The organism is Sporomusa intestinalis, from assembly GCF_055383785.1.
Genome location: NZ_AP042390.1, coordinates 4,008,123 through 4,024,804, shown reverse-complemented (window position 1 = coordinate 4,024,804; position 16,682 = coordinate 4,008,123). Strand labels below are relative to the sequence as shown.

Below are 16,682 nucleotides of genomic sequence, written 5' to 3'. Positions count from 1 at the left end.
GGAGGGGATAGCAATGGGAAGATATGCACAAACCTGCCCGATTATTTATGGGGCCGGAACCGTCAGCCTGCTGGGGGAAGAAGTCAGGAAACTGGGGTGTTCTAAAGTCATGGTTGTATCTGATAATATTGTTGCCGGACTGCCAACCTATGCAAAATGCAAAACCAGCCTGCTGACTGCCGGGCTGGAAATCGTGGAGTTTACAGAAATCATTCCTGATCCACCGGATTATGTGATAAACCGGGGCGGTGAGTTAGCCAGAACGGAAAAGATTGACGGTATCATAGCCATTGGCGGCGGCAGCCCCATGGATGCCGCTAAGGGCATTACTGTTTTAATCAATAACCCGGGCACGGTTAATCAATACTTTGGCAATCCTTGTTATGTTCCGGGCGTGCCTGTGGTGATGGTGGTCACCACTGCGGGGACCGGCAGTGAAAGCACTTCTGTTGGGGTAATAACAGATACCGAAAATAATGTTAAAAATTCCGTGATTTGCAATGCGGCCTTAGGTATACTGGACCCGGAGGCGACAGTCACCGCGCCGCCGGAACTGACAGCCTATACCGGCATGGATACCCTGGCTCACGCGGCCGAGGCCATTACCGCCAAGATACCCAATCCAAAATCGGAATTGCTGGCGGCAGCGGCGATAAAAAAAGTCGTTGCCAATCTGCCCCTGGCTGTTGCCGACGGACAAAATATAGCAGCCCGCGGCGAGCTGTTGCTGGCCAGCAATTTTGCCGGCATCGCGTTCAATGACGCCTTGGTGCATTTAGGACACGCCATTGCCCATGCGGCGGGGGCTGCCTTCCATATAACCCATGGGCTTGTCTGTGCTTTGGCCCTGCCGGAAGTAATGAAGTATGCTGCTGACAGTAACAGCCAGAAAGTGAAAGTTGTCGGGGAGGCCATGGGTATCCGGTTCAGCGGCCAGGAAAGCCCGCAGGAAGTCGGGGAACTGGTGGCCCGGGGGATACGGAATTTTGCTGAGCAGCTCCAGATAAAATCCTTTGCCGCGTTGGGCATAGCCAGAAAAGAATTGCTGGCGGTAACACCATTGGTTTTTAACGATGCCTGTTACCAATTCGTGCCGAAAGAATTGACTAACGCCGAGGTGGAAAGCCTATTGGGGAATATGTACGACAATTATAAATAGAGCAGGCTAGTGTCTTGACCACATTATCTTTTTAGTTTGATGACGGCCAAAATGGCCAATGGCGGCGTCAGCCCCTCCTAGCAGACCCCTTCCCGTATGGGTCGTCGGCGCTTCCTTGCCCTTGGCCATTTTGTCTCGCCCTAAAACTAAAATATAACATGGCCAAGACACTGTGTTGCATTGTGTAACCTGGGGCTTGTACGATATAATTACAGTACAAGCCCCTAATGCCTTGACCCGGGTTGAAATCCCGGTTAGATTGCGGCGACTTTGCATCCGCAGGCTAAACACCGGTTTAAGCCGGTCAAGGTACTCGCGGTCTGATTAAAATGACCAAGGTGATAGTATGGATATAATCACTTTACGATACTTTGTAAAAATATGCGAAAACAAAAGTTTCACCAAATCCGCCCGGGAATTATTCATCACCCAGCAGGCTCTAAGCCGGATTATTGGCAATCTGGAAAAAGAGATTGCCTCGCCCCTGTTTAATCGCAGTCATACAGGCGTCAGTCTCACCGAAATGGGGCAATATCTTTACCCGCGCGCCAAAGCCATTATTGAGGGTTTTGCAGAATTCCAGGAAGAGGCTTATATTGAGGCCAAAAAACAGAAACACAGCATTAAAATGGGATTTTCCCCCGGCACCTTGCAGGTTTTGCGGGCGAAGGAATTCATCGCGTTTACTGATAAGCATCAGGATATTAATCTGAAAATATCCGAATATTCGGACGTGGCCTGCGAAGCGAACGTACTCAATGAAACCCTGGATACGGCTTTCACCGTTAATCCCCATAATGACATTGATTTTCACTATTATTCCTTGCTAAAGGATCATTTTGTGGCTGTGGTCAATAAAAAGAATGCGATTGCCCACAAACAGAGCATCACTTTTGAAGACCTGAGGGGGGAAAGCTTAATCCTTTTGGACGATACTTTCCGCATGCAGCTTGTCGTTGCCGAACACTTCAAACAAGCCGGAATCAAGCCCCGGGTGTACAGCCGCTGCAATCATGATTTACACACGGCCTATGATTTTGTGGCCTTAAATAAAGGGATTTTTATTTTTGTCAACAGCCTGGCAAAAGTAGATGCTTATCCTGAAATTGTCCGCATTCCCATTGACGTGCCGACCGCCTTCTGGGATTTAGGGTTTATCATAAAAAAAGATAAGAAAATAAGCCAGCCGCTAAAAAAGTTTATGAGCTATTTTTTAGAAAGAGCCGTCCACGATTGTCAGTTATTTAAATAACCTCAAAACCTTCCTGTCGTTTGACAGAAGGTTTTTTTTTTGACAAGCCGGCCGCCTTTGCCAAGGCCGCCGGCTTGTCTGGCTTTATTTTCCTGATAAAAATAATCAGTTTACTGCTGGCAAAGGTTTTTTGCCATTTATTTGAGAATCCAATTTGTATCAGTCATCTGAAAGTATAGGTGCACAGATATATGGTATCGGAGAGTGAAAATTACAGATGAATAATCCGCTAAAAGTAGTAAAATCCCTGGAGCTTTTCGCTCGGTATGCCCCTTTGCTGGATAGTTTTGCCCAAGCGGTATCCGCCGCAATTTTTGCTGCAGACGGGAACGGCGGTTTTTTGGAAATCTGGGGCGGTGAAATGAATATATTCAATACTATCTCACCGGAGCAGGCCAAGCTGCTGACCGCGGAGCTTAGTCTGGCCGTAGCCAGCCAGTCCCCCCGGGGCTTCCGTTACACAACCCAGGCCAACCTCACACTATTGCATCACATTGTGCCTATGGATTTTCAGGTAAATGGCAAAAAGACCGTGGCGTTAATCCTGATCGATATCACCGCCCAGGAAGACGCCCGCCATATATTGCAAACGGCTTATGAACTGCAGCGGCGCAGCGAATTGCTTAATGAAATATTTTATGAGCCCCAGTTAATCAATGAAGAAAAACTGGCTTATGCCGCCAATCTCGGGCTGAGTTTTGCCGGCCCGCTATTTTGTTGTGCCGTAACCATTGATTTCGTCGACAGGACCCATCCTCTTAATAACCAGGACTTTGCCATCATCCAGGAAATCAAAACCAAGCTGCTGGCCGATTTATACCCACTGAAGGGCTGTACCTTATGGCGTCACCGCAATGAGCTTGGCGTATTATGCATAGTAGCTGAGCTTGAGCCCCGGTACAGCCGTGATAACAATGGGCTGGCCCAATACATAAAAGACCGGATTCACATCCATTATCAGGATCTGATTGTGAATATCGGCATCGGTTCCTGCCAGACAGGCATTGACGGTTTTAAAAAAAGTTTTCAGCAAGCCCTGGAAGCCTCCCTGGCCGCCAAGGCCCTGGGGGGCAGGAGCGGACAAGTGGCTCATTACGCCAGTCTGGGAATTCTGCAGCTGTATCTGGAGCGGGGAACACGGCTGCGGGCGGCAGAGTTTATTCAGACAACACTGGGCAAATTGATTGCTTATGATGCGCAGAAAGGCACCGATTATCTTATTACCCTGGAGATTATCCTGCAAAGCTCCAGCCTGAAGCAGGCGGCAGCGGCATTATTTCTGCATTACAACACACTTGTTTTCCGCAAGCGGCGGATTGAGAAACTGCTGCAAATCTCCTTTAATGATTATGAAACCAGGCTGGCTTTGGCTACCGCAATCAAACTGTATAAATTAAAAATATTTTAAAGCGGTTATCATTGGTAGTTTTACCTAATGTCAGGGACTTATTTTACAGGAAAAATTATACGAGCAACACAATGGCATTTTAGATTTGTTTACTTTACACTAATAAAGATACCGCTCTCCATTAAGAAAGGAACGATGTACATTGAACCATGAAAATCCACTGGAAGTGATCGGATATAGCGCTCACAACATCTTTGACAAATTTGGCAGGCTTTTGCTGGCTAAAGGTGCACCCATGAATCAACTGCTTATTCAGCGCCTGGAGAAGAGAAATATTGTTTTTCAAATAGCGCCCAAAAAAAGCGCCGGCAATCATGCCCCGGCGCATCTCAGCCTGGGCATTCAGGATACCCGCTTTCAAGTACCGGAACGGCTGGATAAAAAATTTGAGCGACTGGACATCGAGGCAGTGACAATTGCTTCTACATACCTGAATCTCTTGCTGGCGGACTTGGTGGAGGATCCTTTTTTAAGCAACAATCTGAAGATCCTGGCCCAGGGCCGGCGCGCCACCTATTCGCACTCAATTAATGTCGCCCTGCTTTCCATTATTATTGCGCAAAAGCTGAGCCTGGCAGACGCTAAACTGCGTGAACTGGCACTTGGCGCCCTGTATCATGATTTGGGGAAAATGCTGTTGCCCAAATCGGTTTTGGATGAACAGGAGAAGCTGTGCGCAGGGCAGAGTGAGCTCTATCAACAGCATGCCCAGCTGGGCAGTGAGCTGCTGGCCGCCGACAAATTACCCAAAAGCATATATCTGGTTGCCCTGCAGCACCATGAGCAATATGATAAGATTCATTTCAACGCCGCTATTGTCGCGGTAGCCAATGCTTTTGACTGCTTTACGACAGCTGCCCTGCAACAGCCGGTGCTGTCTGTGGACGAGGCGCTCAATAAAATTCTCGCCAGCAAGGGGAGCGACTATCATCCCCTGGTTGTGGAGCAGTTTGTGAAACTGTTTATCAAGCTGTCCCTGTCTTCCTGAACGGCAGCCTGTCAATATCCACGAATCTCATCCTTCCCCGCTTCAGGACGCAGTTCAGGCTGGCGTGCTTGCCGCACGCCAGCCGTTGTTTATGCCGGTTCACTTGCTGCCGGAGGGCCTGAACCGGCAACCCGGCTTCTATATCCCCTGATTTCGCTCAGTCTGCTGCCCGGCGGCCTTTACGGAGCCGGCTTGACTTTTACACACAACCAGCTTATACTTAGCTTTAATTTACGTCTACAAATAATTTGCATGCATAAGCATAACGGAGGTACACATGCTCCCCATTTTTGATAGTATCTGTATCCTGCTTGCCAAAGCGGAGCAAAAGCATAATCAGTTTGCAAAAGAAATACTTAGCCGGAAAATCGGGATTACGCCTGTACAGATGATGGTTCTCTATACTCTCTATAAAGGCGACGGTATTAGTCTTTCCGAACTGGGGAAACGGTGTTACCTGGACAGTTCTACCCTTACCGGCCTGATTGACCGCATGGAGAGTTCCAATTTAGTATATCGGGCAGACTCGCCGGACGACCGCCGGGCATACCATATCTTTTTGACAGAGAAAGCCTTTGCCCTGAAGGAGTCAGTGCTGGAAGTCCTGAATATCGTCCGCAAGGAAATGCTGAAAGAATGCACGGAGGAAGAAGTAATTGTGTTTGAGAAGGTGCTGCGAAAAATTTACCAGACCTTATAAACTGTAATGCAGGCATATTTTTTGAAAAAAGTATTGAAAATATGGCTGAGATGTATTATTCTGATAGTAGAAATTACGCATGCAAACTACTTGCCATTAAAAAGTGGCAAAAAATTTTACAAATTTATTACGTACACTTAATATCTGTACAAATATATTTTGCTTTCAGGTATCTGCAGCCTGCACAACCATGATTGTTTAGGCTGAAAGGTTGTCATCATTTGCCAATGAAGCTAGGGGTGTGATCAGTATGGCGGGATAAATTTTAACCATATATTACGCATGCGTATTATCTTAATGCAAATAATAGAGAGTGAGGTGAATTTTATGATTACAACTCTAATCGGGTTAATTTCTTTTGACTTTATGATGCTAACAGCAGCTGAGGACTACCTTAAGCGTTTCCCCAATATTAACATCAATTGTTATTAGGGATTTTTTACCAGGCAAGGAAAGAGTAATAGTGTTATTATATAAACAAGGAAAAATAAGAGGTGGGATTATGAGTGAATTGAACTTCGCTGCCCAGCGTCTGGCGGAAATATATCAGGATTTAGAGTCCAAAGCCCTATTCAATGCGGAGGCTGCGATCACTATAATGGAAGAGCTGGAAAAAGTATGGCTGGGTCCAGCGGCAGCAGTCCAGCCTGCCCGGCAGCTGGCGGAGGATCCGTCTTTGCCTGGCAAATCCTGCGCTGAGCTGATTGCCTGGGCAAGAAGCCTGCGGGGGGAACCAATACGGCACCTGCCGGCATTTACCGCAATCTTTGCGTTGCAGGCTTCGCTTTACAGGTATCAGTCGCTGTAGGGCGCTAACAGTTGACGGCGGGAGGGAGCAGATGAATAAAGAGTCAAGAGAAGACGGACAGGACAAAATAGGGGCGATTGGGGCGGCCTGGGCGCAGGCACAGAGAATCGTTGTGTTTACCGGAGCCGGTATGAGCACCGAGTCGGGGCTGCCTGACTTTAGGTCTGCCCGGGGACTATGGAAAGTGCGCCCCGAAAGCTTGGCCACTATGGCGGCATTAGAACAGCAGCCTGATGAATTCTACTTTTTTTATCAGTGGCGCATTGCCCGGCTCTGGGCTGCTGTGCCTAATCACGGCCACCAGGCTCTTGCCGCCCTCCAGCAAGCAGGCAATATGGTCATTATTACGCAAAATGTTGACGGTTTGCATCAACGTGCCAATGCCGGGCCTGTTGTGGAATTGCATGGTTCACTGCGGACCGTCCGGTGCCGGCAGTGCGCTGCCGTATACGACAGCCGAAAACTGCTGCCCCGGTACTCAACCTGGGAAGAGGACTATCAGCAGGGGCATTATCATTATGGTGACGAGTGCCGGTGTTCCCACTGCGGCGGCTTCTTGCGGCCGGAGGTGGTTTTATTTGGCGAGAGCCTGCCGGACAAAGCCTGGGAAGCAGCCGTCAGGCATAGCAAAGAGGCTGACTTTTACGTGGTGCTCGGATCATCGTTAGTGGTGTCGCCAGCCAATTATTTGCCGCAATTAGCTTTGCAAAACGGTGCCAAGCTGTTGATTGTCAACCAGGAGCCAACCCCGCTGGACAGTTCGGCAACCTGGGTTATTCACAGCGGCATCGGCAGGGTGTTAAGATCGATACAGGCTAACCTGCTTAGTTAAAGCCGGCGATTATACCGCCGTTTTTTTTTTGCCATTTTAGCGGTCAGCCGCGAGCGCCAATGCAGTTTGCGCTGTCTCCCTTCCTCCTAACGGGGCCAGTGATTCCCGTTCCTGCTGACACGTGAATGGTAAGCGGGAGGCCGAAAAGGAATAACCTCATGCCACAATTTAACAGGAATAATCAGTTCGTTATCGAAATAGTAACTTATCGTAGCCTGAATCTGTGGCTGTCACAGCTTCATAAAGGGGAGTGACGCATTGTGCGCAAACTGATTTATTTAGTAACGGTGATTACATTTCTGTTGCTTTCCATGCCGGGAATTTCCTACGCGGTCGGTTCCGGACTGGAACTGGATTGGGATTACATGCATTCCCACGTAAAAGAACGTGATCTTACTACCATATCGCTGCATATATTTGAAAAAATTTCTGCACGGAATAACAGGTCCGTATACCGGGGCATTACCGTAACCAGGGCCTATGGCGATATATTTTTCGAAGAAAAAACACGCGACAGCCCGGCCGTCGGCATCGGACCTGTTTACATGATCCGCAATGAAAAACAGCTCTCGAAAAAGCTGTCGGCAGCATTCGATATCAGCGGCGGCTTTATCATCTATGACCGGTCATTTCCGGCCGGCGGGCGATGGTATAATTTCATGTGGCGGATAGGGCCGCAATTCATTTATAAAATCAGCGATAACTCTGCCGTACATGTCGGGTATAAGCTTATGCATGTTTCGAATGGCTTACAATCACATAACCCCGGGGATGATACGCACGGAGTCTCATTTGGCTATGTGACCAGGTTATAAAAAATAATAGAGGAAACCGATATGCAAATAGAGTATTGAGTTGTAAGGATAGACAGCTTACTTGCCAGGACATGGGTATCGCGTCAGATTAAGCTAAGGAGGTGAAAAAATGGCGCTTGCAATACTACGCAATGATATAACGAAAGTGCAGGCTGATGCGATTGTCAATGCGGCCAATTCGTCCTTGCTTGGCGGCGGCGGGGTTGACGGCGCTATCCATCGCGCCGCCGGGCCGGAGCTGCTTGCCGAATGCCGTACCCTTGGCGGCTGCAAGGTTGGCCAGGCTAAGATAACAAAGGGCTATAAACTGCCTGCCAAGTATGTCATCCACACTGTCGGACCGGTTTGGCGCGGCGGTGGCAATAACGAGGAACAACTGCTGGCCGATTGTTACCGGAACTCGCTGGCGTTGGCTAAAGAGCATAAGCTGGAGAGCATTGCCTTTCCGCTGATAGCCGCGGGCGCTTTCGGGTATCCCAAGGCTGACGCGTTGAAAGTAGCGACGGCTGTAATCGGCGACTTCCTGCAGAACCATGATATGACGGTTTATCTGGTCCTGTTTGATAAGGAAATGACTCAGGGGAACGGTTCTCCTGCGTCATTTGTGGGGGCCAAGCAGTGAAAGAACCTGCCGGCAGCCCGCGAGCCAGGGACCTGCCTCGGCCCACGGATACGGTCGCGCCCTAGAATGGCCTCCTTGCCCGGTAATCGCCATCTTCCCCGGGCTTGTCCACTTTTTCTTGCAGAGGAGGACAACTTATATGAAAAAATCTGTAGTATTCCTAATGCTAGTTTGCCTGGCAGTATTTTGTGGTTATACAGTGGCAATGGCCGGTCCGGCGCCGGCATTAACCAAGGTTGATATCCACGCTTTTACCGCCCAAAGCTACAATAATCAGTGGCAGCTTGCACCGGCCGGCTTTCTAAAAAGTATGAACGGCTATGAATTTTCAGGGGCGGAGCTATATATGAATGTTAAATATACCGGCATTCCCAACTGGAACCTTACTTTTATCAAGGTCAATGGCACGCAATACAAGCATTCCCAACTGTTTGACCGCCAATTCTTTATTACTAACAGCGGGGGCAAAGTTATTGGTTATGAGCTCATTTACAAAATACCGGCAGCTTATCTGCAGGCTGCCAACACGGTCGCCGTCACTGCCCGGGGAACAAACGGCGGGGCAAGCGACAGTCTGGCAACCAATATAAAATTTGTAAAATGATCAGCTACTACTTTTCCTGGGCAAATGGCGCAGGCTCATGGCGCAACGCAGCGAGGGAATAGCAGGTTACAGTAAAAAAAGTCGGCTAGCCGACTTTTTTTACTGTGTCCAGGGTTATTGGCTTCCGGCTATTCATCCGGGTAGTTTTCTTTTCGCCCGATACTGATTGCGCGATGTCCGGCTAATATTTTCTCTACCATTTCCGCTTCCGATCTATGGCAGCTTACGATGATGATCAGTTCCGTGGTAATGCCTGGCAGCGGTTGCTTCTGATCATACAGGCGATAATAGACATACTTGATTGCAAAGCCTAAGGCTCCCCCTAAAAATAACCCGATTAATCCCCAGGCAATCGGTCCCCAGGTCCACAGAAAGCCCCACATTACGCCAAACAACATAAACGTAGTGCCCAGAATGGTGGAAAGGTCAAACATACTCAGACCGTCGGCCCGGTGTATCGTGTCCATTAATTGCCGTTCTTTCTGGGGTAGATTCATCGGTATAACACAAACGTTATCCTCCGGAATTCCCTTCTGCTTTAATTCCGAGATCGTTAGCTCATTAAATATGGAGTGGTCAAAGGATGCCGTGATATACACTTCCGCTCCCACCTTTGTCGGCATTTTGAAACCGGATTTTTGATATTTATTTTTGAAATAGTACACCTGTTCTTTGGAAAACAAGCGATTATATTCGGTGGTGTTCACATAGGCATCATAGGCGGCAAAAGCAATAACCGACGGGAGAAACATAAGCCATTCCGGGTCAACCACTAGCTTGGCCTGTTCAAATAATCCCAACGCCGTGTACTGCGCGGCCTGGAGTAAGTTGGAATAATAGACAATTATTATCCACCAGGACAGCAGAAAAAAACCTGTCGGTAGCCGGTGGGTAAACAGATGGCCCAGGCCCGGCGCAATCAGTGACCAAACTACCGCAACCCAGGGGGCACGTTTGTCCAGTACATTTATTTCCATGAAGGACATGCTTACCGGCTGAATTACCTGATCTTCCCGGTCTGCCAATATGGCAAGCTGGTTGTATTTTATCGCCCGGCGATAGCTGTCCCATACGGCGAATATGAATACAGGCGCGTACAGCAAAAACCATTGGTTGTTTACTACTTCTTTGGCCAGGTCAAAGCGCCCGGTAAAAGTATAGAGAATAGCCAAGTTAACTTTAGCCTGCGTATTGACAAGCATTTCCCAAAAGAACAGCAGAAACCCGGTGATATAGCTGCCCATGCTGATATGCCCAAAACCGGGGTAGGCGAAAGACCACCAGGCGATAATATAAGGATTGCGCAGGTGAAAGAAATTAGTGGCGAGAGAATTCATCATCCCCTTGGGGCGACGCGATAGTTGCTGTTGTGATTGTTGCTGCTGTGCCTGGTTATCCACTGGACTCTCTCCATGAAAGATATTCTTATATACCAGTCTTACCTGCCTGGTAATAATTATTCAATGCGAGCCGGCATTGGGGCCGAAAGAAATTTGCCCGAAGGCGGGAAATGAGGACAAACATATATCTTCCGAACTAGCAGGAAGATACGGAACTTGGGGCGCGTTGCCGGGAATGCGCGGGTGTGAAGCGATCTGGTCAAGAGTGAGATAGAAAAAAGGTTTTTGTTATATTTTGACGAAATATTACACAATAGCTGCTGCAGCCCAGCTGAAAACATGCTTCAGCAAGCAGGAAGTCGGTCAAACTGGCGGGAGAATTACAGGGCTCCGCTAGTTTGTGAATTAAGTTAAATAAACGTAATCAGGCTCATGTTTTAATTTGATATGGAATATGCTGCATGCTATGTGAATTTTCCAGGATGGTGTAAAACCGAGGCTTGACCTGACTACCGTCAAGTAGATAAATGAACCCATCAATCAGTACCGTCAAACATAGATGGGTACTGATTTTGTTTAATACGATCATCTGGCTGCACCAAAAGAAGATGAATAGGGTCAATGGCTGATTGTTCAAGGATGCGGGCTGCTGTATAAGTACAAATAATCATGGTCTGTTGGTAATCGGTTAGGTACTCTTAAAGCAGTTGCTTTCTGGGGTGTACGGGCTGTACGGTCTGTTGAAAGGATTTGAATATCTAAGATGAACGCAAAAATGAATAGGCTTGCTGATCAGTCCGGGGAAGAAATCGGGATACTAAAATTATACATATTTGGTCAGTCTCAGAAATCCATAAATGCAATGGCTAATCTTCGGAAAATGAATGAAAATAACCTGGGCGGGAAATATTTCATAGAAATTTGTGATTTGGAAATTCATCCGGAAAAAGCAAAGCAGGATAAAATTCTGGCAATACCTACGCTGGTCAAGTGTTATCCACCCCCTGGTGCGAAGATAATCGGCGATTTATCAGACACGGAACAGGTTTTGTACATCCTGAATGCAGGTGATCATGCCGATCATAATGTTGAGGCCGATCATATATACCGCATTATTGTCGAGGAAATGCTGGAGGGTTTTGTGACCCTGGATGAAGAGGGATTTATTCTTTTCTGCAATAAGGCATTTACCAATATGTTGGGGAGCAAGCCGCAAATGATGGTCGGAACTGCTATTGCCAATATCATTACCAGCCCTGACAGAGCCGAAATAGCAAGTTTTTTGAAAAATAGCCAACGGAATCTGCGGCAGGAGATAAATCTGTTTACCGTTGCAAAGGATAACATACCGGTACTGGTCTCGGCCAGTCGCTTGGATTGGAACGGGAGCAAGCTTATCTGTATGCTGTTTACCGATCTCACGGCGCAAAAAGCTGCCGAGATCACGGTCAGGAGAAAAGAGGAAATCATTACCCGGATGGCATACTTTGACAGCTTAACTGATCTTCCCAACCGGACTCTATTTATGGACAAGCTGGGCGCTGCCATCAATGAGGCAAAAAGAGCGACGGCAAAGCTGGCGGTCATATTTATTGATCTTGACAATTTTAAAAGAGTGAATGATACGATGGGCCATGAAGCCGGAGACTTGCTCCTCAAAGAAATTGGTGTTCGCTTCCGGCACTGTATCCGGGAAGCGGATATTTTATCCCGTATGGGCGGCGATGAATTCGCGATTCTTATGCATATAAATTCACACAACGAAGAAGCTGGTGAGTTAGGGCGCAGGTTAATTCGAGTCGCTAGCCAGCCCTTTAGCATAAATAATACGACCCATGTGTTAAGTGCCAGCATCGGGATTGCCATTTATCCGGACCATGGACATACAGAAGAGGAACTCCTGAAAAATGCGGATACGGCAATGTATAAATCAAAAGCCCAGGGAAAAAACAAATGCTGCCTCTTCGACGATTCTATGCGCGAAGAAGTGATGAAAAGGGCCTGCATGGAAGGGTACTTGCGGGAAGCTTTACAGCAAAATGAACTGACGGTTTTTTTTCAACCCCAGTTTGCCATCGAAACCGGGGCTTTACGGGGAATGGAGGCTTTGCTGCGCTGGCATAGCAAGCAATTAGGCAACGTCCCGCCAAGCCAGTTTATCCCTATTGCCGAGGAAAACCGTTTAATTCATCAGTATGGGAAATGGATGCTGCAGCAGGCCTGTCAGAAAAACAAGGAATGGCAGAATAAAGGGCTGCCGCATATTCCCATTGCGGTGAACATATCGCCTCGAGAGCTGGAACAGGATGACTTTGTGGAGCAGGTAATTGCGATTTTGCGGGAGACCGGCCTGGAGGCCCGCTACCTGGAACTTGAGATTACCGAAAGCCTAATGATTAATGGGGATGCAAAAGCAATAGACAAGCTGGAAGCATTGAAAACAATAGGGGTGGGTATTGTTCTGGATGACTTTGGGACCGGCTATTCATCCTTAAGTTATCTCAACAGTCTGCCAATCCAAATATTGAAAATCGACAAAAGCTTTACCGCCAACCTGCAGCGCAAGGAAAGTGACATCAGCCTGTTTAAGGCCATTATATCCCTGGCTCACAATCTTGGCTTGAAGGTTGTGGCTGAAGGGGTGGAAAACAGTGAACAGGTCAATATCCTTAAAGCGTGCCACTGTGATTTCACCCAGGGATTTCTTTATTGCCCTCCCGCTGGGGAAAAGACGGTGGAAGAGTTTTTAAAAAAGCGATAAAGGGACAGATACGCGGATACAGGCAACAGTCATGGAAAAAGTATTTTAAGAACATAAGGAGTAGTCTATGGAATCAACTGGAATACAAAGGGAGCAGGGCCTGCAAAAAATACCGACAGGTATTCAGGGGTTCGACGAAATTACCTATGGCGGTTTGCCGCGGGGGCGGGCGGCGCTTGTTTGCGGCGCGGCCGGTTGTGGCAAGACGCTGTTTGCTATGCAATTTCTCGTTAATGGCGCAGTTTTGTATAACGAACCTGGGGTCTTTATGTCATTTGAGGAAAACGAAGCCGAGCTGGCCGAGAATTTTGCCTCTCTCGGCCTGGATTTGGATAAGCTTGCCGCACAAAGCAAAATCCGCCTGGATCATGTATTTATTGATAGAAGTAAAATTGTCGAAAACGGTGAGTACGACTTGGCCGGGCTTTTCGTACGCCTTGATTCTGCCATAAACTCTATCGGCGCCAAACGGGTAGTTCTTGATACCATTGAGGCGCTATTTTCTTGTTTGAACAATACGAAACTGTTACGGGCTGAACTTCGGCGGCTGTTTCGCTGGCTGAAGGAAAAAGGGGTTACGACGATAATAACCGGTGAGCGAGGAACTGACACGCTGACTCGGCATGGGATCGAGGAATATGTTTCCGACTGCGTAATTGTGCTGGATCATACGGCTGCCGACAACATCTCAACCCGGCATTTAAGTATTATCAAATACCGGGGTTCCGCCCACGGAACCAATGAATATCCTTTCCTCATCGATGAGTACGGCATTTGCATTATGCCGATAACCTCCGTGGCACTTGATGCGGTTGCTTCCACCAAGCGGATGGCCAGCGGTGTTGCGCGGTTGGATACCATGCTTGGCGGCGATGGTTTCTATGTCGGCAGCAGTGTGCTGATTTCCGGGACGGCAGGGACGGGGAAGACGACGTTGGCTGCTCACACGGTTCATGCCGCCTGCGGCCGGGGGGAACAGAGCTTATATTTCGCCCTGGAAGAATCACCTAATCAAATCATTCGCAATATCAGATCCGTAGGGATCGATTTACAGCAATGGGTGGACAAGGGACTGCTGCAATTTTTGGCAGCCAGGCCAACCTGTTTTGGTCTGGAAATGCATCTGGTAACGATGTATAAAAAGATTATTGAACTTAATCCGCGTTTGGTCATCGTTGATTCCATGTCAGACCTGGTCTCAATGGGCAGCGCCAGGGATGTAAAAAGTATGCTTACCCGGTTGCTTGATTTCCTCAAGCACCAGCAAATTACCGTCATCCTGCTGGAATTGTCAACAGTAAACAGCACCGAGCAAACCAAGGTTGGCATATCCTCTCTGGCTGATACCTGGATTGAACTGCGCGATATCGAGCTTGGCGGCGAGCGCAATCGCGGCCTCTATATCTTAAAATCCCGCGGCATGGCTCACTCTAATCAGATCAGAGAGTTTGTCCTTACCGACCGGGGAATTGATTTATTGGATGTATACACCGGCCCTGAGGGGGTATTAACCGGCTCCGCCCGCTTTACACAAGAGGCTAAGGAAAAAGCGGCGCTATTGCAGCGCCAACAGGATATTGAACGCAGGCGTCAGGACCTTGAGCGGAAACGTAAACAGGCGGAGGCGGCAATAGCAGAAATACAAACTTCTTTTGAAGCCGAAAAAGCCGACCTGGAAAACCTTATCGTGCAAGGCGAAGCGGAATTGAAAATGCTCGCCAATGGCAATGAACAAATTGCCTTAATGCGCAGAGCCGACTAGGCCTGCCCTGCCGGTTCGGCGGCAGAGCCCGCGGTCTGAGACTGAGCCATGGCCGCTTTTATGATTTATCAAATAGAGGTGAATAGGCATCTCCCCCGGGGTATGAAAGCAATGGACGGAAAAGCCCTTCTCTCCTGTTATCTAAATACATAAATACATGGAGGTTACAACATGGCGAAGAGACTTCGTATAGCCAGTGTGGTCATTGTGTTGTGGCTGCTTGCGGCTGCGGGCTGCGGCAAGGCGCAGTCCCCTGTCGAACAAATTCAACTGCCGCCGGGATTTCGTATAGACGTGTACGCCAGCGGGGTTGAGGGGGCGCGTTCGCTGGCGCTGGGCGATAACGGCGTTGTTTTTGTCGGCTCGCGCAATGCCGGGCGGGTGTATGCGCTGGTTGACGAGCAAGGCGACGGGTCTGACGTTGCGGTGTTGACAGTCGCTGAGAACCTAGATACACCGAACGGAGTCGCCTATGGCGGCGGTTCGCTTTATGTCGCCGAAATCAGCCGGATTCTGCGGTATGACAATATCCTGTCCAATTTGCGGCAGCCGCCGGCACCGGTGGTGGTTACCGACAGGCTGCCGCAGGAGCGGCACCACGGCTGGAAATTTATTGCCTTTGGGCCTGACGGGAAACTGTATGTGCCTGTAGGAGCACCCTGCAATATCTGCGCAAGCCGGGATGAGCACTTTGCCAGTATTATGCGGATGAATCCCGATGGTTCAGGCCTGGAAGTATTCGCTCACGGGGTCCGCAATACGGTAGGGTTTGACTGGCATCCGGCCACGCGGGAATTGTGGTTTACCGATAACGGGCGCGACTGGCTTGGCGACGACCTGCCTCCCGATGAGCTTAACCATGCTCCCCGCCCGGGAATGCATTTCGGCTATCCCCACTATTACGGCGATAATGTTCCCGACCCTGAATTCAGCCAGCACCCGGACCCGGCGGCTTTTACCGGGCCGGCCATGAAGCTCGGCGCGCATGTGGCTGCTTTAGGGATGCGGTTCTATACAGGCACCATGTTTCCCGAGGAATACCGCAACCAAATCTTTATTGCCGAACATGGCTCCTGGAACCGGACAGCACCAACCGGCTACAAGCTCAGCCTGGTGCGTCTGCAAGCAGGCAAGGCGGTCAGCTATGAAGTGTTTGCCGAAGGCTGGCTGCAGGCCATCAATGCCTGGGGCAGGCCGGTAGATGTTCTGGTCATGCCCGATGGGGCGCTCCTGGTCTCGGATGACCGGGCGAACACCGTTTATCGCATAAGCTATGAGAACAGACAGGGGAACGGCTGATGGAAAAAGAGTTTTTTGCTGACTCAGCCTGTTTAATCGGGCGAATCAACGTCGGTCCAGGCGCCTATTTTGCCCAGGGGACGGTGGTCCGCTCCGGGGCTGATTCCATAACTGTGGCGAACGGCAGCTCTGTACAACCAAAACCGGCAAAATCCATACTTTCCTTATGAATACAATGCAGAAGCAATTATGCTTTGCCGGAAATGGCTGAAAGAGCGAAGGCTCCAGCCCGGTAAGGGAGATAAGATAAAATAAATAAATTTTTTGCGAAAATCCTGCAATTTCGAGGAAATATTGCAGGATTTTTAAGTTTTTCGGAAAAATTATTAGAT

General features: G+C 48.8%; 15 protein-coding genes. 14 read left to right on the top strand and 1 reads right to left on the bottom strand.

Annotated features, from left to right (window positions below):
* Positions 1 to 13: 13 nt before the first annotated feature.
* The 10 genes from ACZ481_RS18865 (at position 14) to ACZ481_RS18820 (ending at position 9,188) form a co-directional block, all read left to right on the top strand.
* Positions 14 to 1,159, top strand: coding sequence for an iron-containing alcohol dehydrogenase (locus ACZ481_RS18865; protein ID WP_464766883.1), 1,146 nt, complete (start codon positions 14 to 16; stop codon positions 1,157 to 1,159).
* A gap of 346 nt (positions 1,160 to 1,505) precedes the next feature.
* Positions 1,506 to 2,411: a LysR family transcriptional regulator gene (locus tag ACZ481_RS18860; protein ID WP_464766882.1), complete on the top strand. Its 906-nt coding sequence runs from the start codon at positions 1,506 to 1,508 to the stop codon at positions 2,409 to 2,411.
* A 217-nt stretch (positions 2,412 to 2,628) separates the two neighbouring features.
* Positions 2,629 to 3,819, top strand: coding sequence for a PucR family transcriptional regulator (locus ACZ481_RS18855; RefSeq protein ID WP_464766881.1), 1,191 nt, complete (start codon positions 2,629 to 2,631; stop codon positions 3,817 to 3,819).
* 235 nt (positions 3,820 to 4,054) lie between these two features.
* On the top strand, positions 4,055 to 4,807 hold the full coding sequence (locus ACZ481_RS18850; RefSeq protein ID WP_464766880.1) for an HD-GYP domain-containing protein: 753 nt from the start codon (positions 4,055 to 4,057) through the stop codon (positions 4,805 to 4,807).
* A gap of 277 nt (positions 4,808 to 5,084) precedes the next feature.
* Positions 5,085 to 5,507 (top strand): MarR family winged helix-turn-helix transcriptional regulator, encoded by a 423-nt coding sequence (locus ACZ481_RS18845; protein ID WP_464766879.1) that lies wholly within the window; start codon positions 5,085 to 5,087, stop codon positions 5,505 to 5,507.
* Positions 5,508 to 6,009: 502 nt separating this feature from the next.
* The gene (locus ACZ481_RS18840; RefSeq protein ID WP_464766878.1) at positions 6,010 to 6,315 is read left to right on the top strand and encodes a hypothetical protein; all 306 of its coding nucleotides are present in this window, start codon (positions 6,010 to 6,012) and stop codon (positions 6,313 to 6,315) included.
* Between the two features lie 31 nt (positions 6,316 to 6,346).
* On the top strand, positions 6,347 to 7,147 hold the full coding sequence (locus ACZ481_RS18835; RefSeq protein WP_464766877.1) for an NAD-dependent deacylase: 801 nt from the start codon (positions 6,347 to 6,349) through the stop codon (positions 7,145 to 7,147).
* A 260-nt stretch (positions 7,148 to 7,407) separates the two neighbouring features.
* Positions 7,408 to 7,962, top strand: coding sequence for an acyloxyacyl hydrolase (locus ACZ481_RS18830; protein WP_464766876.1), 555 nt, complete (start codon positions 7,408 to 7,410; stop codon positions 7,960 to 7,962).
* A gap of 109 nt (positions 7,963 to 8,071) precedes the next feature.
* Complete coding sequence (locus tag ACZ481_RS18825; protein ID WP_464766875.1) at positions 8,072 to 8,584, top strand: O-acetyl-ADP-ribose deacetylase; 513 nt, start codon at positions 8,072 to 8,074, stop codon at positions 8,582 to 8,584.
* A 139-nt stretch (positions 8,585 to 8,723) separates the two neighbouring features.
* Positions 8,724 to 9,188: a hypothetical protein gene (locus tag ACZ481_RS18820; protein ID WP_464766874.1), complete on the top strand. Its 465-nt coding sequence runs from the start codon at positions 8,724 to 8,726 to the stop codon at positions 9,186 to 9,188.
* A 128-nt stretch (positions 9,189 to 9,316) separates the two neighbouring features.
* On the opposite strand, the gene ACZ481_RS18815 is transcribed toward ACZ481_RS18820, so the two are convergent.
* Positions 9,317 to 10,588, bottom strand: coding sequence for a hypothetical protein (locus ACZ481_RS18815; RefSeq protein ID WP_464766873.1), 1,272 nt, complete (start codon positions 10,586 to 10,588; stop codon positions 9,317 to 9,319).
* 715 nt (positions 10,589 to 11,303) lie between these two features.
* Here ACZ481_RS18815 and ACZ481_RS18810 point away from each other — a divergent pair.
* The 4 genes from ACZ481_RS18810 (at position 11,304) to ACZ481_RS18795 (ending at position 16,520) form a co-directional block, all read left to right on the top strand.
* Entirely contained in the window at positions 11,304 to 13,289 is a 1,986-nt protein-coding gene (locus ACZ481_RS18810) for an EAL domain-containing protein (protein WP_464766872.1), read from the top strand.
* A 67-nt stretch (positions 13,290 to 13,356) separates the two neighbouring features.
* Entirely contained in the window at positions 13,357 to 15,051 is a 1,695-nt protein-coding gene (gene kaiC, locus ACZ481_RS18805; RefSeq protein ID WP_464766871.1) for a circadian clock protein KaiC, read from the top strand.
* Positions 15,052 to 15,222: 171 nt separating this feature from the next.
* The gene (locus ACZ481_RS18800) at positions 15,223 to 16,350 is read left to right on the top strand and encodes a PQQ-dependent sugar dehydrogenase (protein ID WP_464766870.1); all 1,128 of its coding nucleotides are present in this window, start codon (positions 15,223 to 15,225) and stop codon (positions 16,348 to 16,350) included.
* The gene (locus ACZ481_RS18795; RefSeq protein WP_464766869.1) at positions 16,350 to 16,520 is read left to right on the top strand and encodes a hypothetical protein; all 171 of its coding nucleotides are present in this window, start codon (positions 16,350 to 16,352) and stop codon (positions 16,518 to 16,520) included. Before ACZ481_RS18800 ends, ACZ481_RS18795 begins: the two co-directional genes overlap by 1 nt.
* Positions 16,521 to 16,682: the final 162 nt, after the last annotated feature.

Bases quoted from the DNA above. Each gene is read 5' to 3' on its own strand.
- ACZ481_RS18820 (WP_464766874.1), top strand. From the start codon at position 8,724: ATGAAAAAATCTGTAGTATTCCTAATGCTAGTTTGCCTGGCAGTATTT.
- ACZ481_RS18800 (WP_464766870.1), top strand. From the start codon at position 15,223: ATGGCGAAGAGACTTCGTATAGCCAGTGTGGTCATTGTGTTGTGGCTG.
- ACZ481_RS18835 (WP_464766877.1), top strand. From the start codon at position 6,347: ATGAATAAAGAGTCAAGAGAAGACGGACAGGACAAAATAGGGGCGATT.
- ACZ481_RS18860 (WP_464766882.1), top strand. From the start codon at position 1,506: ATGGATATAATCACTTTACGATACTTTGTAAAAATATGCGAAAACAAA.
- ACZ481_RS18795 (WP_464766869.1), top strand. From the start codon at position 16,350: ATGGAAAAAGAGTTTTTTGCTGACTCAGCCTGTTTAATCGGGCGAATC.
- ACZ481_RS18840 (WP_464766878.1), top strand. From the start codon at position 6,010: ATGAGTGAATTGAACTTCGCTGCCCAGCGTCTGGCGGAAATATATCAG.
- ACZ481_RS18850 (WP_464766880.1), top strand. From the start codon at position 4,055: ATGAATCAACTGCTTATTCAGCGCCTGGAGAAGAGAAATATTGTTTTT.
- ACZ481_RS18845 (WP_464766879.1), top strand. From the start codon at position 5,085: ATGCTCCCCATTTTTGATAGTATCTGTATCCTGCTTGCCAAAGCGGAG.
- ACZ481_RS18810 (WP_464766872.1), top strand. From the start codon at position 11,304: ATGAATAGGCTTGCTGATCAGTCCGGGGAAGAAATCGGGATACTAAAA.
- kaiC (WP_464766871.1), top strand. From the start codon at position 13,357: ATGGAATCAACTGGAATACAAAGGGAGCAGGGCCTGCAAAAAATACCG.
- ACZ481_RS18855 (WP_464766881.1), top strand. From the start codon at position 2,629: ATGAATAATCCGCTAAAAGTAGTAAAATCCCTGGAGCTTTTCGCTCGG.
- ACZ481_RS18825 (WP_464766875.1), top strand. From the start codon at position 8,072: ATGGCGCTTGCAATACTACGCAATGATATAACGAAAGTGCAGGCTGAT.
- ACZ481_RS18865 (WP_464766883.1), top strand. From the start codon at position 14: ATGGGAAGATATGCACAAACCTGCCCGATTATTTATGGGGCCGGAACC.